The 24,985-nt window shown below is 62.7% G+C and carries 18 protein-coding genes; 6 read left to right on the plus strand and 12 right to left on the minus strand.

The window, feature by feature from the left end:
• Positions 1 to 41: 41 nt before the first annotated feature.
• Both sthA and FEM01_RS14285 read right to left on the minus strand, forming a co-directional pair.
• Entirely contained in the window at positions 42 to 1,436 is a 1,395-nt protein-coding gene (sthA, locus tag FEM01_RS14280; RefSeq protein WP_138220138.1) for a Si-specific NAD(P)(+) transhydrogenase, read from the minus strand.
• Between the two features lie 476 nt (positions 1,437 to 1,912).
• Positions 1,913 to 3,376, minus strand: a complete 1,464-nt coding sequence (locus FEM01_RS14285; protein ID WP_138220139.1) for a glyceraldehyde-3-phosphate dehydrogenase — start codon at positions 3,374 to 3,376, stop codon at positions 1,913 to 1,915.
• 167 nt (positions 3,377 to 3,543) lie between these two features.
• On the opposite strand from FEM01_RS14285, the gene mfd reads away from it, so the two are divergent.
• The 3 genes from mfd to FEM01_RS14300 are packed head-to-tail and all read left to right on the plus strand — an operon-like array spanning position 3,544 to position 10,885.
• Positions 3,544 to 6,993 (plus strand): transcription-repair coupling factor, encoded by a 3,450-nt coding sequence (gene mfd / locus FEM01_RS14290; protein ID WP_138220140.1) that lies wholly within the window; start codon positions 3,544 to 3,546, stop codon positions 6,991 to 6,993.
• 9 nt (positions 6,994 to 7,002) lie between these two features.
• Entirely contained in the window at positions 7,003 to 7,575 is a 573-nt protein-coding gene (locus tag FEM01_RS14295) for a CsiV family protein (protein ID WP_138220141.1), read from the plus strand.
• Position 7,576: 1 nt separating this feature from the next.
• Entirely contained in the window at positions 7,577 to 10,885 is a 3,309-nt protein-coding gene (locus FEM01_RS14300; protein ID WP_138220142.1) for a DEAD/DEAH box helicase, read from the plus strand.
• A 33-nt stretch (positions 10,886 to 10,918) separates the two neighbouring features.
• Here the strand turns inward: FEM01_RS14300 and FEM01_RS14305 are convergent, their stop codons facing one another.
• From FEM01_RS14305 to FEM01_RS14315, 3 genes are all read right to left on the minus strand, one after another.
• Entirely contained in the window at positions 10,919 to 12,559 is a 1,641-nt protein-coding gene (locus tag FEM01_RS14305) for a methyl-accepting chemotaxis protein (protein ID WP_138220143.1), read from the minus strand.
• Positions 12,560 to 12,725: 166 nt separating this feature from the next.
• Positions 12,726 to 13,724, minus strand: coding sequence for a beta-N-acetylhexosaminidase (gene nagZ, locus FEM01_RS14310; RefSeq protein WP_171030968.1), 999 nt, complete (start codon positions 13,722 to 13,724; stop codon positions 12,726 to 12,728).
• A gap of 260 nt (positions 13,725 to 13,984) precedes the next feature.
• Positions 13,985 to 14,689, minus strand: a complete 705-nt coding sequence (locus FEM01_RS14315) for a TetR/AcrR family transcriptional regulator (protein WP_138220145.1) — start codon at positions 14,687 to 14,689, stop codon at positions 13,985 to 13,987.
• A 265-nt stretch (positions 14,690 to 14,954) separates the two neighbouring features.
• Here FEM01_RS14315 and lexA point away from each other — a divergent pair, with 265 nt between their 5' ends.
• Positions 14,955 to 15,563, plus strand: coding sequence for a transcriptional repressor LexA (gene lexA, locus FEM01_RS14320; protein WP_138220146.1), 609 nt, complete (start codon positions 14,955 to 14,957; stop codon positions 15,561 to 15,563).
• 13 nt (positions 15,564 to 15,576) lie between these two features.
• Positions 15,577 to 16,053: an SOS-induced cell division inhibitor SulA gene (gene sulA, locus FEM01_RS14325; protein ID WP_138220147.1), complete on the plus strand. Its 477-nt coding sequence runs from the start codon at positions 15,577 to 15,579 to the stop codon at positions 16,051 to 16,053.
• A gap of 47 nt (positions 16,054 to 16,100) precedes the next feature.
• Here the strand turns inward: sulA and FEM01_RS14330 are convergent, their stop codons facing one another.
• The 7 genes from FEM01_RS14330 to FEM01_RS14360 form a co-directional block, all read right to left on the minus strand.
• Entirely contained in the window at positions 16,101 to 16,334 is a 234-nt protein-coding gene (locus tag FEM01_RS14330; RefSeq protein WP_138220148.1) for a hypothetical protein, read from the minus strand.
• Positions 16,335 to 16,385: 51 nt separating this feature from the next.
• Positions 16,386 to 16,907 (minus strand): DUF6586 family protein, encoded by a 522-nt coding sequence (locus FEM01_RS14335; RefSeq protein WP_138220149.1) that lies wholly within the window; start codon positions 16,905 to 16,907, stop codon positions 16,386 to 16,388.
• Positions 16,908 to 17,034: 127 nt separating this feature from the next.
• A complete protein-coding gene (gene topA / locus FEM01_RS14340; RefSeq protein ID WP_138220150.1) occupies positions 17,035 to 19,644 on the minus strand; it encodes a type I DNA topoisomerase in 2,610 nt (869 codons plus the stop codon).
• A gap of 100 nt (positions 19,645 to 19,744) precedes the next feature.
• Positions 19,745 to 19,996 (minus strand): DUF1653 domain-containing protein, encoded by a 252-nt coding sequence (locus tag FEM01_RS14345; RefSeq protein WP_138220151.1) that lies wholly within the window; start codon positions 19,994 to 19,996, stop codon positions 19,745 to 19,747.
• Positions 19,997 to 20,075: 79 nt separating this feature from the next.
• On the minus strand, positions 20,076 to 21,251 hold the full coding sequence (gene fadA / locus FEM01_RS14350) for an acetyl-CoA C-acyltransferase FadA (protein WP_138220152.1): 1,176 nt from the start codon (positions 21,249 to 21,251) through the stop codon (positions 20,076 to 20,078).
• 31 nt (positions 21,252 to 21,282) lie between these two features.
• On the minus strand, positions 21,283 to 23,430 hold the full coding sequence (gene fadB, locus FEM01_RS14355; protein ID WP_138220153.1) for a fatty acid oxidation complex subunit alpha FadB: 2,148 nt from the start codon (positions 23,428 to 23,430) through the stop codon (positions 21,283 to 21,285).
• Positions 23,431 to 23,994: 564 nt separating this feature from the next.
• Positions 23,995 to 24,432 carry a hypothetical protein gene (locus FEM01_RS14360; RefSeq protein ID WP_138220154.1) on the minus strand — a complete coding sequence of 146 codons (438 nt, stop codon included), beginning with the start codon at positions 24,430 to 24,432 and terminating at the stop codon, positions 23,995 to 23,997.
• Between the two features lie 109 nt (positions 24,433 to 24,541).
• Between FEM01_RS14360 and FEM01_RS14365 the strand changes: the two genes are divergently transcribed.
• Positions 24,542 to 24,982, plus strand: coding sequence for a universal stress protein (locus FEM01_RS14365; RefSeq protein ID WP_138220155.1), 441 nt, complete (start codon positions 24,542 to 24,544; stop codon positions 24,980 to 24,982).
• The last annotated feature ends 3 nt before the right edge of the window (positions 24,983 to 24,985 follow it).

Raw genomic sequence — 24,985 nt, forward strand, 5'->3', positions numbered from 1 at the left:
ATCGGTCTCCCCGACCGGCTCAGGCCACCGGCCGGAGCCGCTCAAAAAAGCCGGTTCAGACCGTCATAGGCAGCTACCCGATAGGCTTCGGCCATGGTCGGGTAGTTGAAGGTGGTGTTGACGAAGTACTTCAGGTTATTCAGCTCGCCCGGCTGATTCATGATCGCCTGACCAATGTGCACGATCTCCGATGCCTGGTAGCCGAAGCAGTGCACGCCGAGGATCTGCAAGGTCTCGCGGTGGAACAGAATCTTCAGCATGCCTTGCGGCTCGCCGGCGATCTGCGCCCGGGCCATGCTCTTGAAGAACGCCTTGCCGACTTCGTACGGCACTTTGGCCTGGGTCAGCTCCTGCTCGTTCTTGCCGATCGAGCTGATTTCCGGGATGGTGTAGATCCCCGTCGGCACGTCATCGACGAAGCGCCAGCTGCCGTTGTCGACGATGCTGCCGGCCGCCGAACGGCCCTGGTCGTGGGCAGCACTGGCCAGGCTCGGCCAGCCGATCACATCGCCAGCACCGTAGATGTTCGGCACGCTGGTACGGTAGGCCTCGTCCACTTCGATCTGGCCACGGCTGTTGACCTTGATGCCGATGTTCTCCAGACCCAGCTTGTCGGTATTTCCGGTACGGCCGTTGCACCACAGCAAGGCGTCGGCCTTGATCTTCTTGCCCGATTTCAGGTGCAGGATCACGCCATTGTCCAGGCCTTCGACCCGCTCGTAATCTTCGTTGTGGCGAACGGTGATGTTGTTGTTGCTGAAGTGATAGCTCAGGGCCTGGGAAATTTCCGAGTCCAAGAAGCTCAGCAACTGGCCACGGTTGTCCACCAGTTCCACCAACACGCCCAGGCCACTGAAGATCGAGGCGTATTCGCAACCGATCACTCCAGCGCCGTAGACAATCAGCTTGCGCGGGGTGTGGCTCAGGCTGAGGATGGTGTCGCTGTCATAGACACGCGGGTGGTTGAAGTCGATGTCGGCCGGACGGTAAGGGCGCGAACCGGTCGCGATGATGATGTGCTTGGCATTGAGCTTTTCCACCACCCCGTTGGAGCAGACCACTTCGACGGTCTGCTCGTCGGCGAAGCTGCCGGTGCCAACGAACACATCGACGCGGTTGCGGGCGTAGTAACCGGTCCGCGAGGCAACCTGCTTGCTGATCACCTTCTCGGCGCTCTTGAGCACGTCCGGGAAGGAGAACCAGCGCGGCTCGCCGATGGCTCGGAACATCGGATTGGTGTTGAACTGCATGATCTGCCGCACGGAGTGACGCAGCGCCTTGGACGGAATGGTGCCAAGGTGGGTGCAGTTGCCGCCGACCTGGCGACGGCTGTCGACCATCGCCACCTTGCGCCCTGCTTTGGCGGCGTTCATTGCCGCGCCTTCTCCGGCCGGGCCGGAACCCAGCACCACTACGTCGTAGTTATAGACAGCCATGCGTACTCCTTCAGAACTGGCCCGCGAGTCACGGTGGCTCGCGGTGCGCGATCATGCCGCCGGGGCGCCATGAAAAAATTCGGGTGCAGTCTAATCAAGCGTGAACGCCGCGCACATTAACCCTTGGTCGCGTCGTAGGCCAATGTTGCCTGCACTACATATGGTTCCACCGATTCCCTGGCGGCGATCATCCGTGGGTTGCCTTTCACTCGCCTTTCACCGCCCGTTCGAATGCAGGCGTGCTACGGGAGACGAAGCCACCCCCGCTGCGGGTCACCCCTGCCACAACAATCCGTCAGGCTCCGACGGCGCAAGAAAAGCGCCGGCCATTGTCCTTGAAATACTGCCGATAGTCATCCGAGGTCGACACCCGCCAGCGGCTGCAATCAATAACGGCAGGCACCGACGTCACAGCGGTGCGCGCAAAAAAAACGGGAACCCGAAGGTTCCCGTTTGCTCAACGTATCAGCAGCGGATCAGCGTGGAAACGCTGGTGGGTTCACACCCGCCATGTCTTCCATCACGCGCACGACCTGGCAGCTGTAGCCGAACTCGTTGTCGTACCAGACATAGAGCACAACACGGTTGTCGTTGCAGATGGTCGCCTCGGCGTCCACCACACCGGCGTGGCGCGAGCCGACGAAGTCGGTGGAGACGACTTCCTGGGAGCTTACGTAGTCGATCTGCTTGTGCAGGTCCGAGTGCATGGCGGTCTGGCGCAGGTACTCGTTCAGCTCTTCGCGGTTGGTGGCCTTTTCCAGGTTCAGGTTCAGGATGGCCATCGACACGTTCGGCGTTGGAACACGGATCGCGTTACCGGTCAGCTTGCCCTTGAGCACTGGCAGCGCCTTGGCAGCGGCGGTGGCAGCACCGGTCTCGGTGATGACCATGTTCAGCGGCGCGGCGCGGCCACGACGGCTGCCCTTGTGGAAGTTGTCGATCAGGTTCTGGTCGTTGGTGAACGAGTGAACGGTTTCGACGTGGCCGTTGATGATGCCGTACTGGTCGTTGATCGCCTTGAGCACCGGCACGATGGCGTTGGTGGTGCAGGACGCCGCCGAGATGATCTTGTCATCGGCAGTGATGTCGCCGTGGTTGATGCCGTGCACGATGTTCTTCAGCGCGCCCTTGCCAGGTGCGGTGAGGATCACGCGGGCAGCGCCCGGGCAGGCCAGGTGCTGGCCCAGGCCGTCGGCGTCACGCCATACACCGGTGTTGTCGACGATCAGGGCATCGTTGATACCGTACTGGGTGTAGTCGACTTCGCTCGGGCTCTTGGCGTAGATGACCTGGATCAGGTTGCCGTTGGCGGTGATGGTGTTGTTGGCTTCGTCGATGACGATGGTGCCATCGAACGGACCGTGTACCGAGTCGCGGCGCAGCAGGCTGGCGCGCTTGGTCAGGTCGTTCTCGGCGCCCTTGCGCACGACGATGGCGCGCAGGCGCAGGCCGTCGCCACCACCGGTTTTTTCGATCAGGATGCGCGCCAGCAGGCGGCCGATGCGGCCGAAGCCGTACAGCACGACGTCGGTGCCCTTGCGTGCGGAAACGTTTTGCTGACCCACGACATCGACCAGTTCGTCACGCACGAACTGCTCGGCGCTGCGGCCATTGCCTTCGGCCTTGAACTTGTTGGCCAACTTGCCCAGGTCGACCGAAGCGGCGCCCAGTTTCAGCTCGCTCATGGCCTTGAGCAGCGGGAATGTCTCGTGGACGGACAGTTCGGTTTCGTCAGCCTGACGGTGACGGGCAAAGCGGTGCGCTTTGAGGATCGAGATAACCGAACGGTTGATCAGGCTGCGGCCATAGATCGAGCTCACCACGTTATTGTTGCGGTAGAGCTGACCGATAAGCGGGATCATCGCTTCAGCCAGGGCTTCACGATCGATCCACTCACCAAGACACTGGTCGGGCTTCTGAGTCACGGTAACCTTCCACATGTAGGGGAACAAAAAAGGGGCTACATTATGACGCCCCGCGGCGTATCGGGCAATGAGCGCCTGTCGTCGGCCACAACCCCCGCCATCAGGCCCTTTCTAGCCTGACAGCGCGCGCCGTCACCGGTACAATCGGTCTCTTTGCCGCAACGCTTGGAGTCCAATCTCCCGTGTCAGTTCTGCGCCTACCGCAAATGTCGGCCACGGCCGGCAAACAAACCTGGGGCAACCTGCCTGGGGCCGCCTTGAGCCTGGCCATCGCCGAGGCCGCCAACAGCGCCGGGCGTTTCACCCTGCTGCTGACGGCCGACAGTCAGTCCGCCGATCGCCTGGAACAGGAGCTGCGCTTCTTCGCACCCGAGCTTCCGGTGCTGCCCTTCCCCGACTGGGAAACCCTGCCCTACGACTTGTTCTCGCCGCACCAGGACATCATCTCGCAGCGCATCGCCAGCCTTTACCGGCTGCCGGAACTGGACCACGGCATTCTCGTGGTGCCGGTGACCACCGCCCTGCACCGCCTGGCCCCGACGCGCTTCCTGCTGGGCAGTAGCCTGGTACTGGACGTTGGCCAGAAAATCGACGTCGAACAGATGCGCACGCGCCTGGAAGCCAGCGGCTATCGCTGCGTCGATACGGTCTACGAGCATGGCGAGTTCGCCGTGCGCGGGGCGCTGATCGACCTGTTCCCGATGGGCAGCAAGGCCCCCTACCGCATCGATCTGTTCGACGACGAGATCGAGACCCTGCGCACCTTCGACCCGGAAACTCAACGTTCGATCGACAAAGTCGACTCGGTACGCCTGCTGCCGGCGCGCGAGTTCCCGATGCACAAGGACGAAGTGACGCGCTTCAAGGCGCGTTTTCGCGAACGCTTCGACGTCGACTTCCGCCGCAGCGCGATCTTCCAGGACCTGACCAGCGGCATCATCCCTGCCGGCATCGAGTACTACCTGCCGCTGTTCTTCGAAGAAACCGCCACCTTGTTCGACTACCTGCCCGCCGACACCCAGGTGTTTTCGCTGCCAGGCGTCGAGCAAGCCGCCGAGCACTTCTGGAACGACGTGCGCGGGCGCTACGAGGAGCGCCGTGGCGACCTCAGCCGCCCCCTGCTACCACCGGCAGAGTTGTTCATGCCGGTCGAGGACTGTTTTGCCCGCCTCAAGCAGTGGCCGCGTGTGGTGGTCAGTGCCGAAGACCTCGAGCCTGGCGCGGGGCGCGAGCGTTTTCCGGCGCGCGCCTTGCCGAACCTGGCGATCGAGGCCAAGGCCAACCAACCGCTGGCAGAGCTGTCGAGTTTCCTCGATCAGTTCGGCGGCCGAGTGCTGTTCACCGCCGAATCCGCTGGCCGTCGCGAGGTGCTGCTGGAGTTGCTCGAACGCCTCAAGCTGCGCCCGAAAAGCGTCGACAGCTGGGCCGACTTCATCACCGGCAAGGAGCGCCTGGCGATCACCATCGCGCCATTGGACGACGGCCTGCTGCTGGACGATCCGGCCCTCGCACTGATCGCCGAAAGCCCGCTGTTCGGCCAACGTGTGATGCAGCGCCGACGCCGCGAGAAGCGCGGCGAGGCGGCCAACGATGCGGTCATCAAGAACCTCACCGAACTGCGCGAAGGCGCGCCGGTGGTGCACATCGACCACGGCGTGGGCCGCTACCTGGGCCTGGCCACGCTGGAAATCGACAGCCAGGTCGCCGAGTTCCTCACCCTGGAATACGCCGAGGGCGCCAAGCTCTACGTGCCGGTGGCCAACCTGCACCTGATCGCGCGTTACACCGGCAGCGACGATGCCCTGGCACCGCTGCACCGACTGGGCTCTGAAACCTGGCAGAAGGCTAAACGCAAAGCCGCCGAACAGGTGCGCGACGTCGCTGCCGAACTGCTCGACATCTATGCCCGGCGCGCCGCACGCAAAGGCTATGCGTTCGCCGATCCGGCCGCCGACTACGCCACCTTCAGCGCCGGCTTCCCGTTCGAAGAAACCCCCGACCAGCAGGCCGCCATCGAGGCGGTCCGGCTCGACATGCTGGCGGCCAAGCCAATGGATCGCCTGGTGTGCGGCGATGTCGGCTTCGGCAAGACCGAAGTGGCCATGCGCGCAGCCTTCATTGCCGTACACAGCGGCCGCCAGGTGGCGGTACTGGTGCCCACCACGCTGCTCGCGCAGCAGCACTACAACAGCTTCCGCGACCGCTTCGCCGAGTGGCCGGTCAAGGTCGAGGTGATGAGCCGCTTCAAGTCCGCCAAGGAGGTCGCCAATGCCGCCGCCGAGCTGGCCGAAGGCAAGATCGATATCCTCATCGGCACCCACAAGCTGCTGCAGGACGATGTGCGCTTCAAGGACCTGGGCCTGGCGATCATCGACGAAGAGCACCGTTTTGGTGTGCGTCAGAAAGAGCAGCTCAAGGCCCTGCGCAGCGAGGTGGACATCCTCACCCTGACCGCAACGCCGATCCCGCGCACACTGAATATGGCCGTCGCAGGCATGCGCGACCTGTCGATCATCGCCACCCCACCGGCTCGCCGCCTGTCGGTGCGCACCTTCGTCATGGAGCAGAACAAGAGCACCATCAAGGAAGCGCTGCTGCGCGAACTGCTGCGCGGCGGCCAGGTGTACTACCTGCACAACGACGTCAAGACCATCGAGAAATGCGCCGCCGACCTGGCCGAACTGGTCCCCGAAGCGCGCATCGGCATCGGCCACGGGCAGATGCGCGAGCGTGAACTCGAACAGGTCATGAGCGACTTCTACCACAAGCGCTTCAACGTGCTGATCGCCTCGACCATCATCGAGACCGGCATCGATGTACCCAGCGCCAATACCATCGTCATCGAGCGCGCCGACAAGTTCGGCCTGGCCCAGTTGCACCAGCTGCGCGGCCGGGTCGGGCGCAGCCATCACCAGGCCTATGCCTACCTGCTGACGCCACCGCGCCAACAGATCAGCAGCGACGCCGAGAAACGCCTGGAAGCCATCGCCAACACCCAGGACCTCGGCGCAGGCTTCGTGCTAGCGACCAACGACCTGGAGATCCGGGGCGCCGGCGAGTTGCTCGGCGAAGGCCAGAGCGGGCAGATCCAGGCCGTGGGTTTCACCCTCTACATGGAAATGCTCGAACGCGCGGTCAAGGCAATCCGCAAAGGCACTCAGCCCAACCTGGAGCAGCCGCTGGGTGGCGGCCCGGAGATCAACCTGCGCCTGCCGGCGTTGATCCCCGAAGACTACCTGCCCGATGTGCATGCGCGACTGATCCTGTACAAGCGCATCGCCTCAGCCACCGACGAAGAAGGCCTCAAGGACCTGCAAGTGGAGATGATCGACCGCTTCGGCCTGCTGCCTGAGCCGTCCAAGAACCTGATGCGCCTGACGCAGCTCAAGCTGCAAGCAGAAAAGCTCGGCATCAAGAAGGTCGATGCCGGCCCCAACGGCGGCAAGCTGGAGTTCGAAGCCGAGACCCCGGTCGATCCACTGACCCTGATCAAGCTGATCCAGGGCCAACCCAAACGCTACAAGTTCGAAGGCGCGACCCAGTTCCGTTTCCTGGTGCCGATGGAACGCCCCGAAGAACGCTTCAATACTCTGGAGGCGCTGTTCGAGCGCCTGACCCCCCAAACGAACTAAGGAAGCTGCATGCGTGCCATCCGTAATCTGACCCTGTTGCTGGCGCTTTTCGCGCCAGCCGCCTTCGCCGAGGGCCCGTATCAGGTGGAAATGATCCTGGTCCGGCAGAACGCCGTGCAGGCCGTCACCAGCCCGTTCGCACCGGAAAACTGGAGCGCAGGCGCGCCGCGCCTGGAAAAGGCCGCCGAGCGCCCGCCGATGCTGGACGATGAAATCACCCGCCTGCAGGCCACGCCCAGCTACACCGTACTGCTGCACAAGGCCTGGCAGCAGCAGGTCGGCAGCGAGCCAAGCCGCATCGCCCTAGGCAGCGGCGAGGAACAGTTCGGCCACTTCCCGATCGAAGGTAACCTGAGCATTACCGAAGGCCGCTTCATCAGCGTCGAAGCCAATTTCTGGGTCAACCAGCTCGACGGCAACGGCAGCGTGCTGCAAAGCGAGCAGTTCAGGCAGAGCAACAGCAACATGAAGGCCGGGCAACTGACCTTCCTCGACGGTGGCCACTTGGCCGTGTTGCTCAAGGTAACCCCTGCCGGCATGCGCAAGGTGCCGGTAATGGATCCGGAGATGATGGAGCAGTGAAGTGAGTCAGGCCGAGGTGCATAAGCTGCTGGGCGAGCATCCTGGCTGGACCCGTTCGTTCGCCGGGCCCGCCCTGCAACGCGGCGAGCGTTACGCGCAGCAGGACCGCGTCGAACTGAACGCCTGCGGTGTCACCCATATCGAAGCGCACTGCCGTGGCAGCGAAGGCCAGCACTACCAGCAGCACATCGAGTTACGCATTCAGGGGCGCCACTGCCAGGTCAACGGGCGTTGCAGTTGTCCGGTTGGCTACAACTGCAAGCATTGTGCGGCGGTGCTCTATTGCCTGAGCGCAGGCGCGACGCCCGAGGCCAGCCAAGGCGACGCCCTTCCGGCTGACCTGCAGCGCTGGCTCAACGGCCTCGAACAACCGGCAGCGCCGCCGAGCGGGCGCGAAGAAAAACGCGGACGGATGGTCTGCTACCAGCTGTGCTTCACCGACGACGGCTACGCCCTGCGTGTGCGCAAGGGCACCCAGCAAGAAGACCGCATACGCTACAGTCGCGTGCAGTCGCTCTACGAACTGCTCTACGAACCGCCACGTTTCGTACAGGAAGAAGACACCCGCATCTTGCGCCTGCTATCGGCGCTCAACCTGCCCAGCGGCGCCGAGCGCGGCTACCCGCTCAAGGGCCAGGAAGGCGGTGAGCTGCTGCAACGCGCACTGGATACCGGACGCCTGTTCTTCGACGAAGACCTGCCACTGATACGCCAGGGTGCGCTACGCGCGGCCGACTTTCGCTGGGTGCGTCTGGATAACGGCAGCTACCGGGGCCTCTGGTACAGCGCAAAAGAGCCGTTGCCCTGCGTACTGGCGTTGCTGCCGCTGTACTACTTCGACGTGCTCACCAACGAAGTGGGCAAGGTCGGCCACGACCTCGACCCGCACATCGCCCAGCAACTGACCTTGGCGCCGGTTGTTCCCGAACACCTGATCGTGCCCCTCAGCCACAAGCTCAATGCTTTGAATCACCACCTCCCGACCCCGACCACCCTGGACGAGCAGTTCATCGACGGCGTCCTGCCCGTTGCCCACCTCACCCTGGGTAGCGTCGAATTCAGCGCCTACATGCCCAAGACCGGGCGCATGCAACGGCAGATGCAGCACCGCGCCGCGCTGGCGTTCGATTACGACGGCCTGCGCGCCAGCAGCAACGACGACAAGCCCTTGACCCGTTTGGCAGGCAGTACCAGCCAGCGCATCCGCCGCCAGCCCCAGGCCGAACAGGCGCTGCGCAAGGTACTGCGCGAACACGGCTTCAAGCCTGCCACTCGCCAGAGCAAGGCATTGCCCGACAGCGCCGGCGAGATGCACCAGTTGCCCGATGACGAGGCCTGGCTGCGCTTTGCCCGTGAAGGTCTGCCTGCCCTGCGCGAGGCCGGCTGGGTGGTGGAGGTGCACCGCGACTTCGCGTTCAACCTGCACGAGGTAGACGACTGGTACGCCAACATCACCGAGGCTCCCAGCCACGAATGGTTCGACCTGGAACTGGGCATCGTGGTTGAAGGCCAGCGCCACAGCCTGTTGCCCATCGTGCTGCAACTGCTGCGTACCAGCCCCGAGCTGCTGCGACCCAGCGAGCTGGCCCGGCGCAGTGACGACGAACACCTGCTGCTGGATCTGAACCGCACCCGCCACGAGGCCCCGGCGCTACGCGTCGCCCTGCCCTATGGCCGCATCAAGGCGGTGATGGGCACCCTTGGCGAGCTGTACCTGCACGAAGACGCCGTGGGCCCGAGCCTGCGCCTGGAACGCGCCGACGCGGCACGCCTGAACGAAATCGACGGCCTGCCGCTGCTCTGGGAAGGCGGCGCCCACGTGCGCGACCTGGGCCGACGCCTGCGCGATGCCCGCGATATACAGGTGACGCCGCCCAAAGGCCTGAATGCCACCCTGCGCCCCTACCAGCAGCAGGGCCTGAACTGGTTGCAGGCCCTGCGCGAAATGGGCACTGGCGGCATCCTCGGCGACGACATGGGCCTGGGCAAGACACTGCAAACCCTCGCCCACCTGCTGCTGGAAAAAGAAGCCGGCCGTCTCACCCATCCGGCACTGGCGGTGATGCCCACGAGCCTGGTGCCCAACTGGCTCGACGAGGCCCAGCGCTTCGCCCCTGACCTGCGCGTGCTGGCCCTGCACGGCCCAGGCCGCAGCAAGCATTTCGCAAGGCTCGCCGAATACGATCTGGTGCTGACCACCTACGCACTGGCCCCACGCGATCTGGATCACCTCAAGGCCCAGCCCTGGCACCTGCTGGTGCTGGACGAGGCGCAGAACATCAAGAGCGCTACCAGCAAGGCGGCCACGGCCCTGCGCGCGCTTGAAGCGCACCAACGGCTGTGTCTGACCGGCACCCCCATGGAGAACAACCTGGGCGAGCTGTGGTCGATCTTCCACTTCCTCATGCCCGGCTGGCTGGGCGACAGCAAGCGGTTCAGCCAGGACTACCGCACCCCGATCGAACGCCACGGCGACAGCGAGCGTCTTCAGCACCTGGCCAGCCGCATCCGCCCCTTCCTGCTGCGCCGCACCAAAGAGCAAGTCGCCACCGAGCTACCGGCCAAGACCGAGATGATTCACTGGGTCGAACTCAGTGATGCCCAGCGTGACACCTACGAAGCGGTAAGGGTGGCGATGGACAAGAAAGTCCGCGACGAGATCGCTCGCAATGGCGCCTCGCGCAGCCAGATCGTGATCCTCGACGCACTGCTCAAGCTGCGCCAGGTGTGCTGCGATCTACGTCTGGTCAAAGGCGAAGAGACCAAGGGCAATTTCGCTGACAAGGGCAAACTCGCCAGCCTGTTGGAGATGCTCGACGAACTGCTCAGCGAACGACGCAAGGTGCTGCTGTTCTCGCAGTTCACGTCGATGCTGGCGTTGATCGAGGCAGAGCTGATCAAGCGCGGCATTCGCTACAGCCTGCTGACCGGCGACACCCGCGACCGCCGCGCGCCCGTGCAGCATTTCCAGCACGGTGACAGCCAGGTATTTCTGATCAGCCTCAAGGCTGGCGGCACCGGCCTGAACCTCACCGCCGCCGACACCGTGATCCACTATGATCCGTGGTGGAACCCGGCCAGCGAAAACCAGGCGACCGACCGCGCCTATCGCATCGGCCAGAACAAGCCGGTATTCGTCTTCAAACTGATTACCCGGGGCACGGTAGAAGAGAAAATCCAGCAGCTACAACAGGAAAAGGCAGCCCTGGCGGCCGGCCTGCTCGATGGCGGCCAGGCCGGGCAATGGCGCTTGGGCGATGAGGAAATCGAGGCATTGTTCGCCCCGCTGCCGGGCAAGCGGGCGCGCTGAGGTCGACGTACGCCCAAGCGCGCCATGCCGACTTCAGGTACGGAACACGCTCAGCCTGCCTTTCAACGCGCGGGCCGTGGTCCCCAGTGCCGTGGCCGAGGTGTGGATCTGCGCAATGCCTTGGTGGGTGTGCTCGAAGGTTTCGTGCATACCCCCAAGGCGTCCGGAAATATCCGTCACCGCATGCTGGATCTCTTCACTGCTGGCCAACGCACGGTCCATGGTCGCGCTGAGCTGCCCCATCTGCACGACCAAGGTATTGATCACGCCCAAGGTACCATCGGAGTCTTGCGCAAGCTTGCGTGACTGCTCAGCGCTGCCCCCCATGCGCTGGGCAATCTGACCGATGCCTTCGGTCACGCCATGCAGCACCTGATTGGCCTCGGCCAACACCCCCTGGGTCTGCGCCGCCAACTGGCGCACTTCATCAGCCACGACCGCAAAGCCGCGCCCTGCCTCACCGGCGCGCGCCGCCTCGATGGCCGCGTTGAGTGCCAGCAGGTTGGTCTGGTCGGAAATCCCCGCGACCATCTTCATGACCTGGCCAATCTGCTCTGCCTCGCCACTCAATCGCCCCAGATCACGTGCCAGCTCGATACTCACCGAAGTGCTGGCATGCACATCGCTGATCAGGCTGCGCAACTGATCGTGGGTCCGGCTGAGCGCGCCAACGGCGCACTGCAAGTCACCACGTACCTCGCCCGCCAACCCGGAGGCTTGTTCCGCAGACAAGCGGATGGTCTGGCCATGTTGATTGATATCCGCCAACTGCCCGCCTGCCCGCTCAATGCGCTGGGTAGTGTCGTCGGCCAGTTGCAGGAACGTGTCGGCCAACTGCTGGTTGCTGTCGGCCATGCCGGAGGCGTTGCCAAGGGTCTGGCGCAGGTCCTGAAGCAGGCTGGCAAGGTGTCGCCCCATTTGCCCCATCTCATCCTCGGTGACCACAGTCACGGTGGTGGACAGGTCGCGCTGCTCGGAAATACGGCTCAGCTGCCCGGTGAGGTGATGAATGCCGAACACCAACATGCGGGCAGCCAGCCACGACAACAGCAAGCCCACGGCGAATGTAGCCGCCCCGATCAGCAGCAAGCTTTTCAGGCTGGCGCTGATGGCCTGCTCCAGTGATTCGAGGGTGACATCCACACCCACGACGTAACGCTGACCATCGGCACCGCGCAGCGGCACGAAGATCGAGCGAAAGGTGCCATAACTGTCGGTGTATTCGTCGAACTGCACCTGCGCGCTGCGGGCGGCTTCGAGCACGGCAGGGCTTGCGTCGGCATAATGCTCCAGGTGCTTGGAGTAGTTGCCTGAGGCGATGTCCTGGGCACTGGCACCATCAGCCAGGTAGCTGACCTGCCCATTACCATCGACCTGCATGACATACGCGTACTTGAGCTGAACGTCCCGCGCGTATTCGCCCAAGTTACGCAACTGCGCCTGGTACTCGCCGTCCTTCAGGCCGTCGGCGCGGGGCGCGCGCGCCAGGTAATCCTCCCCGAGCAAACGCGGTATCGCATAAGCGGCAGTGCTCAGGCGATTGTCGATCTGCTGGCGGATATCCTGTGCCTTGGCGTACTGAGCGTACGCGATGAACGACCCGATGCTGATCAGGTTGACCACGGTCAGGGCGAGCAGCAACTTGCTTTGCAAACGAAAACTGGAGAAGAACATGGGGCAGCAGTCCATTAGTGCCTGGCGGTCCAAGCTGAGGGGTTCCTAAGTTATCGAACGCGTCAGCAAAAACGTTAATGGCCTTTTAGTAGCAACTGCGATTACCCCACTGCTCACACGCCGGCAACTGCGCGACCGGCTGGCCGCCTCAAATTGCCGCAAGCCCTCAATCGACCAACTGCGCGTCCTTTAGCGCACCCAGCGCGGCCAGCCAACGCGGCTGCTGGCGGTAGTCTGTGCGCGCGAAGCCTTGCCCGCGCATCCGTGCGATGCGCGGCGAAGGCTTGACCCGCATGCGCTGCGCTGCGCTCAGGGCCAGTTCCGCCGCAGCCCGGTCGTTGCACACCAGGCCCATGTCACAACCGGCGCTAAGCGCCGCTTCGATGCGGCTGGCGGCATCGCCGACCACGTGCGCCCCGGCCATCGACAGGTCGTCACTGAAGATCACGCCATCAAAGCCCAGCTCGCCACGCAGGATCTCCTGCAACCAGCGACGCGAGAAGCCGGCAGGCTGGTTGTCGATCTGCGGATAGATGACATGCGCCGGCATTACTGCCGCCAGTTGACCGCTCAAGCGGGTGAACGGCACAAGGTCCGCCGCGCGCAGTTGCTCCAGGCTGCGCTCGTCCACCGGTATGGCGACATGCGAGTCGGCTTCGGCCCAGCCGTGCCCTGGGAAGTGCTTGCCGCAAGCCGCCATGCCGGCCGCATTCATGCCGCAGATGAACGCACCGGCCAGTTGCGTGGCGCGCTCAGGATGGCCTTCGAAGGCGCGGCTGCCGACCACGGCACTGCGCTGATGATCCAGGTCGAGTACGGGCGCGAAACTCAAGTCCAGGCCAACCGCGAGCACTTCGGTAGCCATCAGCCAACCGCACTGCTCGGCCAGGTATTCGGCATTCGGATTGTCGGCAATCGCGCGCATGGCCGGCAGGCGCACAAAACCCTGGCGCAAGCGCTGGACGCGCCCCCCTTCCTGGTCCACGGCCAGGATCAGGTCCGGGCGAATGGCACGGATCGCGGTGCACAGCTCGCGTACCTGGCGCGGGCTGTCGATGTTACGGGCGAAGATGATCAGGCCAGCCACTTCGGGCTGGCGCAGCAGATGGCGGTCCTCGGCAGTCAGCCATTGGCCGGCGATATCCACCATCAGGGAGCCTTGCAGGCTGGCGGTCATAGTGAATCCTTCATTGAATGTGCGAGAAAGCCCAGCGCGGGCAGGCAGCGTAGTCACCCCGTACCGGGCAATGCGCAGGTACGCGACCAAGCAGCCACCGCAGGTCGTCGTTGCGTACGGCGGACGCCGGCACGCACCTCATCCCTGGGTTAAGCCCAGAGAGGCATTGAGCGACGAAGGGGGCGTGCAGGCAATCGAGGTCGGGCATGAGCGCTACTTTAGCGGATGCGCCCCACCCCGGACAGTGCTCAGGCCTTGGCGGTCGCGCTGCTCTTGCTGCGCGGACGCAACTGCGCGGCAGCCATGGCGACGTCGGTGACGCCACTGTCGGCGCGCATGCCAGCGGCCAGGAACGGCACCATAAGACGCATCACCTGCTCGATGGACGTGTTGATGCCAAAGTCGGTTTCAGCGATGGCGCGCAGGGCCTTGATGCCCGACATGCTAAAGGCGGCGGCACCCAGCATGAAGTGCACGCGCCAGAACAGCTCCAGCGGCGGAATGCGTGGAGCGGCCTCGTTGACCAGCATCATGTAGCGGCGGAACACCTTGCCGTACATATCTTCGAGGTAGCGGCGCAGGTGGCCTTGGCTCTGGCTGAAGGCCAGGCCCAACAGGCGCATGAAGATCGACAGGTCGTTGTTGCTGCGCGGCTGCACCGCCAGCGCCTGTTCGACCAGCATTTCCAGCAGTTCTTCAAGTGAAGCTTTCTGCTCGGGGCGCCCCTGGCGGCGCTCCAACTCGCGTTCGAGGCTGGCGCAGAATGGGCCCAGGAAGCGTGAGAACACCGCCTGGATCAGGGCCTTTTTCGAACCGAAGTGATAGTTCACCGCCGCCAGGTTGACCCCGGCCTTGCTGGTGATCAGCCGCAACGAGGTTTCCGCGAATCCGCGTTCCGCGAACAGCTGCTCCGCCGCATCGAGGATGCGTTCAACGGTTTCCGATTGGGCCATGACTACTCCGCCTGACAAACAGTTGTTTGAAACATACGTTTCAGCCCTGCGTCTGTCAAGGCTCCATGACCGGGCGGTCGACATTTAAAAGCCGCACGCGACAAGCTGCAAGCGGCAAGATGTGCGTCACTGCGAACCTCCACCGCGCTGCGTTTGCCCTCCCGATTTCGGGGGGCCGGACGCTTTTCTTGACGCATGTCGCTTGCAGCTTGTCAGCCACTGTATATAATCCCAGTCACTGTATAAAAAGACAGAGCCCTCGCCCATGCTGAAACTGACGCCACGCCAAGCCGAGATTCTGGCTTTCATCAAACGCTGCCTCGAAGAGAACGGTTTCCCGCCGACCCGCGCCGAAATCGCACAGGAACTGGGCTTCAAGTCGCCCAACGCAGCTGAAGAACATCTCAAGGCCCTGGCTCGCAAGGGCGCTATCGAGATGACCCCCGGCGCCTCGCGCGGCATCCGTATCCCGGGCCTTGAAGCCAAGGCCGACGACAGCGGCCTGCCGATCATCGGCCGGGTCGCAGCCGGTGCACCAATCCTCGCCGAACAGCACATTGAGGAATCCTGCAACATCAACCCCGCCTTCTTCCATCCGCGCGCCGACTACTTGCTGCGCGTGCACGGCATGAGCATGAAGGACATCGGCATCTTCGACGGCGACCTGCTCGCCGTGCACACCACCCGCGAAGCCCGCAATGGCCAAGTGGTGGTTGCCCGCATCGGCGATGAAGTGACCGTCAAGCGCTTCAAGCGCGAAGGCAACAAGGTCTGGCTGATCGCCGAAAACCCAGAATTCGCCCCCATCGAAGTCGACCTGAAGGAACAGGAACTGGTGATCGAGGGCTTGAGCGTCGGCGTTCTTCGCCGCTGAATCAGGAGGCGCCATGCAGCCGTTCATCCATGCTCCCCAGCAAACCCAGCTTCCGCTGTTCGAGGCCTTCCTCGCCCAGCCGGTGCTGCCTGGCCTCAAGGCCAAGGAAGCTACCCGCAAGAACACCCAGCCCGAACTGTTCAGCGAGCTTTCCCTACGGGGTGCCCCAGGGCATTGCCAGAGCTTGCTGGCGCCGATTCTGCGCGAACTGAGCGAGGAAGACGACAACCGTTGGCTGACGCTCATTGCCCCACCGGGCAGCCTTACGCAAGCCTGGCTGCGTGAGGCCGGCCTGAACCGTGAGCGTATCCTGCTGCTGCACCCTGGAGTCAACCAGAGTGCACTGCAACTGGCCTGTGAGGCACTTCGCCTGGGCCGCAGCCATACCGTGGTCAGTTGGCTGGGCAGCGTCAATCAAAGTACACGCCAGCAACTACAACGTGCGGCTGCCACCGGAAACGCACAAAGCCTGAACATCCGCCTCGGCTGATGTTCAGGCTTTGCCTGTCAAACCGCCTGATGCCCCTGGGCCGGCGCTTAGTGAAGGACTCGCGGCCCTTCTTCACGCTCGAAATCACCCTCGACCAGCTTACCTGCCATCTGCACGCCCACGCTGAGCATTGCCTTGGCCACTTCAACGTGCTGCCCTTGCAGGAACGCCTTGGCGTCCTCGGAGAAATCCAGGGTCACCAGTGACCCTTCATCCTCGGCACGGCGCAGCTCTATTCGGCCATCCGGCAACTCGACAATTTCTAGAAAGGACGTTGACATATAGGGCCTGCTTTTCACGAAAGGCCACTAGTGTACCAGCCATGAATGCTGTCAGCACTCACTCAACGCGTCACGGAATCGTCTCACCAAACCTTTCAGATTGTTCCGCCATTGCTCGAGCGATTCGCGTGACAGCTCTAGCGGCTCGACTTCATCAAGATTGACCGCCTGAATCAGTGGCTGGGTGACATCGGTCTTGGCCACTTTGCGGGCGACCGGTGGCAGGAATAAATCGTTATAAGCCTTGAGCAACTGCGCAAGCCAGGTTTCCGGCTGACGCGCAAGCTCGAGCATCTCGGCCATTTCCGGGATGGCAACGCTTTTGAGCACCTCATCGTTGAGCAGCAGTTCCGCGCGTGGCGCCGAGGCTTGCGGCAGGCGATAGAAGCCCCCGATCTCGTGGCACAGCCCCAGCAGTGCACCGTACAAGTGGAACAACGCCGACTCGCGCTCAGCCTGGATCAGGCCCTGTGCATTCATGGCGCCACTGGTGCCTGCCTTGGCCATGGACTCCAACGCAAGGCCTGCGAAGAACAGTTTCTGGTTGGTGCGGGTATACAGTTCCTGGGCCATGTCGAATGCCCTCCATTAGGCTACGAAGCGGATGGCTGCATCATAAATGATTGGGGCCGCTTTGCACCCGTTCGCGAACACGTCAGCGAACGGGCGCGCAGCGGCCCCGCACGATAGCGCCAATCAATCAGCGCTTGTCTTCAACCTTCCACTTACCACCGTCGTAGAACGCCTTCCAGCCCGTCGGCTTACCATCGACCTCAGACTGCACGTACTGCTCCTTGGTTTTGCGGCTATAGCGGATCACCGCTGGACGGCCCTCCGGGTCCTTCGGCGGCGCATCGCACAGGAAGTGGTACTTCGGATCGATCTCGTGCTTGTGCGGCAGAATTTCCAGCACCAGCGGTGCACGGGTCTCACGGTTTTTCGGGAACTGGCTGGCAGCCAGGAACAGCCCCGAGGCACCGTCACGCAGCACGTAGGTGTCATCGACCTTTTCGCACTTAAGCTCGGGCATGTCCACCTTGTCCATTTTCGGAGGAGCAGCTTCACCACTCTTGAGCAGCTTGCGGGTGTTCTTGCACGCAGGGTTGGTGCACCCGAAGAACTTACCGAAACGCCCTGTCTTGAGCTGCATCTCGCTACCGCACTTGTCGCACTCAAGGCTCGGCCCTTCGTAGCCTTTGATGCGGTAGCTGCCCTCTTCGATCTCGTAGCCGGCGCAATCTGGGTTGTTACCACAGATGTGCAGCTTGTGCTTCTCGTCCAGCAGGTAAGCGTCCATCGCAGTTGCGCAGATCGGGCAACGGTGTTTGCCGCGCAGCACCAGCGACTCGGATTCGCCCTCGTCGTCCGCAGCGATCTCATCGCCCGGCACCAGGTTCACGGTCGCTTTGCAGCGCTCTTTCGGTGGCAGGCTGTAGCCCGAGCAACCCAGGAACACACCGGTGGAGGCGGTGCGTATCATCATCGGACGACCACACTCCTTGCACGCGATGTTGGTCAGGGTCGGCTGGTTGGCGCGCATGCCGTTTTCGGCGGATTCGGCCGTCAGCAGTTTTTTGCTGAAGTCGCCGTAGAACTCGTCGAGCACGTTCTTCCAGTCACGCTCGCCCTGGGCAACGTCGTCGAGGTTCTCCTCCATGCCGGCGGTGAAGCCATAGTCCATGAGGTTGGCGAAGCTCTCCGACAGGCGCTCGGTGACGATGTCGCCCATTTTCTCGGAGTAGAATCTGCGGTTGTGCAGGGTGACGTAGCCGCGATCCTGGATAGTGGAAATAATCGCCGCATAGGTGGACGGACGGCCAATGCCACGCTTTTCCATCTCCTTGACCAGGCTCGCCTCGGTGAAACGTGCCGGCGGCTTGGTGAAGTGCTGGCTCGGATCGAGCTGGATCAGCTTGAGCACCTCGCCCTGGGCCATGTCCGGGAGCACGTCGTCCTCGCCCGGCTTGCTCTGCTGCGCCAGGACGCGGGTGTAACCGTCGAACTTGAGGATGCGGCCCTTGGCGCGCAGCTCGTAGTTACCGGCCACCACGGTAACGCTGGTGGACAGGTACTGTGCTGGCGGCATCTGGCAGGCCAGGAACTGGCGCCAGATCAGCTCGTACAGGCGCTCGGCATCACGTTCCATGCCGCTGAGCTTGGTCGGGTGCGTGTTGACGTCGGAGGGACGAATCGCCTCGTGCGCCTCCTGGGCCCCCTCTTTGCTGCCGTACACGATGGGCGCCGCAGGCAAGTACTGCTTGCCGAACTCCTTCTCGATGTAGCTGCGCGCCATTTCCACGGCATCTTGCGACAGGTTGGTCGAGTCGGTACGCATGTAGGTGATGTAGCCCGCTTCGTACAAGCGCTGGGCCATCATCATGGTCTTCTTCACACCGAAGCCCAGGCGGTTGCTCGCAGCCTGCTGCAGCGTCGAGGTGATGAACGGCGCCGACGGCTTGCTGCTGGTCGGCCGGTCCTCACGCTTGCTCACGCTGTAGCTGGACGACTTGAGCTGCTCCAGGGCCGCCATGGCCTGGGCCTGATTGAGCGGCTTGAATGCCTCGCCATTCTCGCGCGCCACTTCGAAACGCACCTTGGCGTTCTTGGCGGTGCCCAGATCGGCGTGGACTTCCCAGTATTCTTCGGGGTTGAACGCACGGATCTCGCGCTCACGCTCGACCACCAGCTTCACCGCCACCGATTGCACACGGCCCGCCGACAGGCCACGGGCGATCTTGGCCCACAGCAGCGGCGAAACCATGTAGCCAACCACCCGGTCGAGGAAGCGACGCGCCTGCTGGGCGTTGACTCGGTCGATATCCAGCTCACCAGGCTGGGAAAACGCTTCCTGGATGGCTTTTTTGGTGATTTCGTTGAACACAACGCGTTTGTAGCGGCTGTCGTCACCGCCGATGGCTTCGCGCAGGTGCCAGGCAATGGCTTCCCCTTCGCGGTCCAAGTCGGTTGCGAGATAGATGGTGTCGGCATCCTTGGCCAGGCGGCGCAGCTCGTCGATCACCTTCTCCTTGCCGGGAAGGATCTCGTACTTGGCTTTCCAGCCTGCCTCAGGGTCGACACCCATACGCGCCACCAGGGTGCGACGGGCCTTTTCCTTGGGCGTCAGGGCCGGAGCCTCGGCCGCGGTCTTGCCGCGCTTGGCCGCCGGTTCCTTGCCCGCGCTGGCCGAACCGCTGGTGGGAAGGTCTCGGATATGGCCGATACTCGACTTCACCACGTACTGGCTGCCCAAGTACTTGTTGATGGTCTTGGCCTTGGCCGGGGATTCCACAATGACCAGCGATTTGCCCATGGATCGGAGTATTCCTGAATCTGAAGATGAAAAACGCGTCAGGTGCCGGACGCGGCACCGCTATATATAGTGGCAACAGGGTGAGGTCAAGCGCGGTCGCTCAGTCGTGCGCCTTGTCATGCCGCTCAGACAAGCCTTCCTCGGCCTTGACCAAAGCAAAGCGTGGCACCTGCTCGCCGTCAACCTCGACAGACTCCTGGAACATCGACAACGGCCTCACCCAAAAGCTGTAATCACCATACAGGCATTGGTAGAAGACCATCCACTCTTCGCTCTCGGAATGCCGCGCGGCACTGAAGACACGGTACTCAGGCCCTTTGTAGTGCCGGTATACGCCTGGCTGTATCTGCATGTCGCTGACCCTCTTGAAACAAAACCTGTAAAAAACAAAAACCGGGGCACTGGGCCCCGGCTACTGCCTAGCAACGCGATCAGACGCGTTCGAAGACCGTGGTGATGCCTTGGCCCAGGCCGACGCACATGGTCGCCACGCCCAGCGTGCCGCCATTTTGCTTCATGACGTTGAGCAGAGTGCCGGAAATCCGTGCACCGGAGCAACCGAACGGGTGGCCCAAAGCGATAGCACCGCCGTGCAGGTTAACCTTCTCATCCATCTTGTCGAGCACTTTCAGATCTTTGAGCACCGGCAGGGCCTGCGCAGCGAAGGCTTCGTTAAGCTCGAAGAAGTCGATATCGGCAATGCTCAGACCCGCGCGCTTGAGGGCTTTCTGGGTCGATGGCACCGGGCCGTAGCCCATGATCGCCGGATCCACCCCCGCCACGGCCATGGAACGGATCACCGCCAAGGGCTGGATGCCCAGGTCCATGGCGCGCTGGCCGGACATGACAATCATGCACGAGGCGCCGTCGGTGATCTGCGACGAAGTACCGGCAGTCACGGTGCCACCTTTGGGGTTGAACGCAGGCTTGAGCGAGGCCAGGCCTTCCAGGGTGGTTTCCGGGCGAATGGTTTCGTCGTAGTCGAAGACCTTGAGGAAGCCGTTCTCGTCATAACCCTGCATCGGGATGATCTCGTCCTTGAACTTGCCTTCGACCGTCGCCTTGTGGGCGAGCTGGTGCGAACGCAGGCCGAACAGATCCTGCTGCTCACGGGTGATGCCGTGCATCTTGCCAAGCATTTCGGCAGTCAGGCCCATCATGCCCGAGGCCTTGGCCGCATGCAGCGACAGGTGTGGGTTGGGGTCGACGCCGTGCATCATGCTGACGTGCCCCATGTGCTCGACACCACCGACCACGAACACGTCACCATTACCAGTCATGATCGCCTGGGCAGCAGTGTGCAGCGCGCTCATCGACGAACCGCACAGGCGGCTGACGGTCTGGGCGGCCGAAGTGTGCGGGATCTGGGTCATCAGCGACGCCATACGGGCGATGTTCCAGCCCTGCTCCAGGGTCTGGTTGACGCAGCCCCAGATCACGTCTTCGACTTCTTTCGGGTCGACCTTGTCGTTGCGCTCCAGCAGTTTGCTGATCAGGTGCGCCGACATGTCTTCAGCGCGGGTGTTGCGGTGCATGCCACCCTTGGAGCGGCCCATCGGCGTGCGACCGAAGTCGACAATCACCACGTCTCTTGGATTCAGGCTCATATCAATATTCTCGCTCTAGCTCGTTGGGCGCTCAGTTGAAGAAGCGCTGGCCGTTCTTGGCCATCTCGCGCAGCTTCGCAGTGGGGTGGTACAGCGGCCCCAGGTCGGCGTACTGGTCGGCCAGTGCGACGAATTCAGCGACCCCGATCGAATCGATGTAGCGCAGCGCGCCACCGCGGAAGGGAGGGAAACCAATGCCATAGACCAGGCCCATGTCCGCTTCGGCGGCGGTTTCGACGATGCCGTCCTCCAGGCAGCGCACGGTCTCCAGGCACAGTGGGACCATCATCCAGTTGATGATGTCTTCATCGCTCACTTCACGCTGCTCGAACACAATCGGCTTGAGCACGTCGAGCACGCTGGCGTCGGCGACTTTCTTCGGCTTGCCGCGCTTGTCGGTTTCATAGGCGTAGAAGCCCTTGCCGTTCTTCTGGCCCAGGCGGTTGGCCTCGTAGAGGGCGTCGACGGCGGAGCGGCGTTCGTCTTTCATACGGTCCGGGAAGCCCTCGGCCATGACGTCGCGCCCATGGTGACCGGTGTCGATGCCGACCACGTCCATCAGGTACGCCGGGCCCATCGGCCAGCCGAATTTCTCCATGACCTTGTCGATACGCACGAAGTCCACACCGGCGCTAACCAGCTTGGCGAAGCCGCCGAAGTACGGGAACAGCACGCGGTTGACCAGGAAGCCCGGGCAGTCGTTGACCACGATCGGGTTCTTGCCCATCTTCTTGGCGTAGGCCACGGTGGTGGCGACGGCCACATCGCTGGACTTCTCGCCACGGATCACTTCCACCAGCGGCATCATGTGCACGGGGTTGAAGAAGTGCATGCCGACGAAGTTCTCGGGGCGCTTTAGGGCCTTGGCCAACAGGTTGATGGAGATGGTCGAAGTGTTGGAAGCGAGGATCGCATCTTCCTTGACCTGGCCTTCCACCTCCGCCAGCACCGCTTGCTTGACCTTCGGGTTTTCGACCACGGCCTCGACGACGATGTCGACGTTGGCGAAATCGCCATAGGACAGGGTCGGGCGAATCGCGTTGAGCGCCTCGGCCATTTTCGCCGGGGTCAGGCGGCCTTTCTCGACACGATTGCCCAGCAGCTTGGAGGCCTCGTTCAGGCCCAGCTGGATGGCTTCCTCGCGGATGTCCTTCATCAGGATCGGAGTGCCCTTGACGGCCGACTGGTAGGCGATGCCACCGCCCATGATGCCGGCGCCGAGCACGGCTGCCTGCTTGACGTCGTGGGCGATCTCGTCGTGGGCCTTGGCTTTGCGCTTGAGCTCCTGATCGTTCAGGAACAGCCCCACCAGGCTTTCGGCCACAGAGGTACGTGCAAGCTTGGCGAAGCCTGCGGCCTCGACTTCCAGGGCTTTGTCGCGACCGAAGTTGGCCGCTTTCTGGATGGTCTTGATGGCTTCGACCGGCGCTGGGTAGTTCGGCCCGGCCTGGCCTGCGACGAAGCCCTTGGCAGTCTCGAAGGCCATCATCTGCTCGATGGCGTTGAGCTTGAGTTTTTCAAGCTTGGGCTGGCGCTTGGCCTTGAAGTCCAGCTCGCCGCTGATGGCGCGCTTGATCAGGTCCAGGGCACCGGCCTGGAGCAACTCAGGGGCCACCACGGCATCGACAGCGCCGACTTTCAGCGCGTCTTCGGCACGGTTTTCCTTGCCCGAGGCAATCCACTCGATGGCGTTGTCCGAGCCGATCAGGCGTGGCAGGCGCACGGTCCCGCCGAAACCTGGGTAGATACCCAGCTTGACCTCAGGCAGGCCAATCTTGGCATTGCTGGACATGATGCGGTAGTCAGCGGCCAGGCACATCTCCAGGCCACCGCCCAGGGCAATTCCGTTGATGGCCGCGACAGTCGGCACTTCAAGGTCTTCGAAGGCGCTGAAGATACGGTTGGCTTCCAGGTTGCCGGCAACCAGTTCGGCTTCGGGCAGCTTGAAGTTGTCGACGAACTCGGTGATGTCGGCGCCGACGATGAACACGTCCTTGCCGCTGCTGACGATCACGCCCTTGACCGAAGCGTCGGCCTGGATGGCAGCGACGGCTTCACGCAGTTCGTTGAGCGTGAGGCGGTTGAACTTGTTGACGGACTCACCCTTGAGGTCGAACTTCAGTTCGACGATGCCGCTTTCAAGAGCCTTAACCGTGATGGCTTTACCTTCGTAAATCATCAACTGATCTCCACGATATGGAAGCTGAACTGTACACGCCGATCGCTGGCGCAAGCACCGGACTGCCGGTCGCTTGCCGCAGGCACACCCGTCGGCGGGCTAGTCGGGATTCTGTAAGAGCGGTCTGACATACAAACGCTCAATTCATACGCCCGTTTGATTTGGGTGTGCACACATTCTCCGAAAAGAACGGCGTTGTCAAATGCTCGCGAATACCCTGAAAACGCGACTTTCCAGTCATGTTGTACGCCTTGAGTATGAAAACCGATGACAGTGATTGCCGATCATTCATGTGAGCGATTGGCCACGCCCTTTGCACAGGGCGCTGCATGTTTTCAAACACGATCGCCAGCACCGACTACACTGACATTCATTGAATGCGATTTCCGGCCTGCCTGGCCTTTTCTGCGCCGCAGAACGACACAGCGGCGCGCAGGAGCTTTAGGGCTCTTGCGCGCCGCTGTGTCGTTGTGGGGTTGGTATTGCGCTTCAGTTGCGCAAGGCTCGGCGTGAGCGCCGCACCCGCGGGGAGTTACCCGCGAAGGACGACGCCGGACTCAACACTCAGGCAAGGGCCTCCAAGGCGTAGGCAATATCCTGCAACACGGCCACTTCACCCCGTTCGCTCCAGTACAGGGCGATCATACGGGTGTCGGCCTCGACCTTGTGGACACTCTCGGGCAGGCGCGCGAATACCTCGCTCAAGCGTTGCTCGGTGCACGGCTCACGCCATTGGTTGCACCACACACCCGGACTTACCTGCCAATAGCACCAGCTATCCTCATGCCCCTTGCGGCGGGCGCGATGGTACTGCGGGCAAGGGCTGGGCGGCTCTTTTTCCAGCCAGTGCGGCCACTGCTGTGGCGCCAGCTGCATGGCCAGGCCCCTGCGCCGCCCTTCCAGGCGTAGGTTCATCTGCTGGCTCTGCTTGCGCGAGGGGCGCAACCAGGCCAACGGGCTGAGAATCAGCGCAAGGATTGACACCACCAGCCATACCGTCATATCTGTAGACCTTATAAAGCGTTGCACATGAGCGGGTTACTCGGTTTCACGCCAAGCCCGAGCGAAAGCGACCATACTGCTACCATCGCGATTGTCAGGAGTACTGCACATGTCTTATGAACATCTTCTGGTCGCCGTCGACCTGACCGAAGAATGCGACCCGGTGATCAAGCGGGCCAAGGCAATCGCCTTGGGCACCGGCGCCAAAGTCTCCCTGGTGCATATCGTCGAGCCCATGGCCATGGCCTTTGGCGGCGACGTGCCGATGGACCTGTCGCAACTGCAACAGCAACAGTTCGACCAAGCCAGAGAACGCATGCAGCGGTTGTTCGACAAATACCCGGACATCAACAAAGGCGACTCACACCTGGTCTACGGCCAGCCGCGCCAGGAAATCCACCAACTGGCCAAGGATCAGCAGTGCGACCTGATCGTGGTCGGCAGCCACGGTCGTCACGGCCTTGCACTGCTGCTGGGTTCCACTGCCAATGACGTGCTGCACGGCGCACCGTGCGATGTACTGGCAGTGCGACTGCAAAAGAAAGAATGATTT

Source organism: Pseudomonas mosselii, assembly GCF_005796105.1.
In the GTDB taxonomy this organism is placed as follows: domain Bacteria; phylum Pseudomonadota; class Gammaproteobacteria; order Pseudomonadales; family Pseudomonadaceae; genus Aquipseudomonas; species Aquipseudomonas mosselii_C.

Excerpts from the sequence above, each read along its gene's own strand:
- fadA (WP_138220152.1), bottom strand. The coding sequence starts at position 21,251 with ATGAGCCTGAATCCAAGAGACGTGGTGATTGTCGACTTCGGTCGCACG.
- fadB (WP_138220153.1), bottom strand. The coding sequence starts at position 23,430 with ATGATTTACGAAGGTAAAGCCATCACGGTTAAGGCTCTTGAAAGCGGC.
- sulA (WP_138220147.1), top strand. The coding sequence starts at position 15,577 with ATGCAGCCGTTCATCCATGCTCCCCAGCAAACCCAGCTTCCGCTGTTC.
- sthA (WP_138220138.1), bottom strand. The coding sequence starts at position 1,436 with ATGGCTGTCTATAACTACGACGTAGTGGTGCTGGGTTCCGGCCCGGCC.
- topA (WP_138220150.1), bottom strand. The coding sequence starts at position 19,644 with ATGGGCAAATCGCTGGTCATTGTGGAATCCCCGGCCAAGGCCAAGACC.
- FEM01_RS14295 (WP_138220141.1), top strand. The coding sequence starts at position 7,003 with ATGCGTGCCATCCGTAATCTGACCCTGTTGCTGGCGCTTTTCGCGCCA.
- FEM01_RS14330 (WP_138220148.1), bottom strand. The coding sequence starts at position 16,334 with ATGTCAACGTCCTTTCTAGAAATTGTCGAGTTGCCGGATGGCCGAATA.
- FEM01_RS14285 (WP_138220139.1), bottom strand. The coding sequence starts at position 3,376 with ATGTGGAAGGTTACCGTGACTCAGAAGCCCGACCAGTGTCTTGGTGAG.
- FEM01_RS14360 (WP_138220154.1), bottom strand. The coding sequence starts at position 24,432 with ATGACGGTATGGCTGGTGGTGTCAATCCTTGCGCTGATTCTCAGCCCG.
- FEM01_RS14315 (WP_138220145.1), bottom strand. The coding sequence starts at position 14,689 with ATGGCCCAATCGGAAACCGTTGAACGCATCCTCGATGCGGCGGAGCAG.
- FEM01_RS14305 (WP_138220143.1), bottom strand. The coding sequence starts at position 12,559 with ATGTTCTTCTCCAGTTTTCGTTTGCAAAGCAAGTTGCTGCTCGCCCTG.
- FEM01_RS14365 (WP_138220155.1), top strand. The coding sequence starts at position 24,542 with ATGTCTTATGAACATCTTCTGGTCGCCGTCGACCTGACCGAAGAATGC.
- FEM01_RS14335 (WP_138220149.1), bottom strand. The coding sequence starts at position 16,907 with ATGGCCCAGGAACTGTATACCCGCACCAACCAGAAACTGTTCTTCGCA.
- lexA (WP_138220146.1), top strand. The coding sequence starts at position 14,955 with ATGCTGAAACTGACGCCACGCCAAGCCGAGATTCTGGCTTTCATCAAA.
- FEM01_RS14345 (WP_138220151.1), bottom strand. The coding sequence starts at position 19,996 with ATGCAGATACAGCCAGGCGTATACCGGCACTACAAAGGGCCTGAGTAC.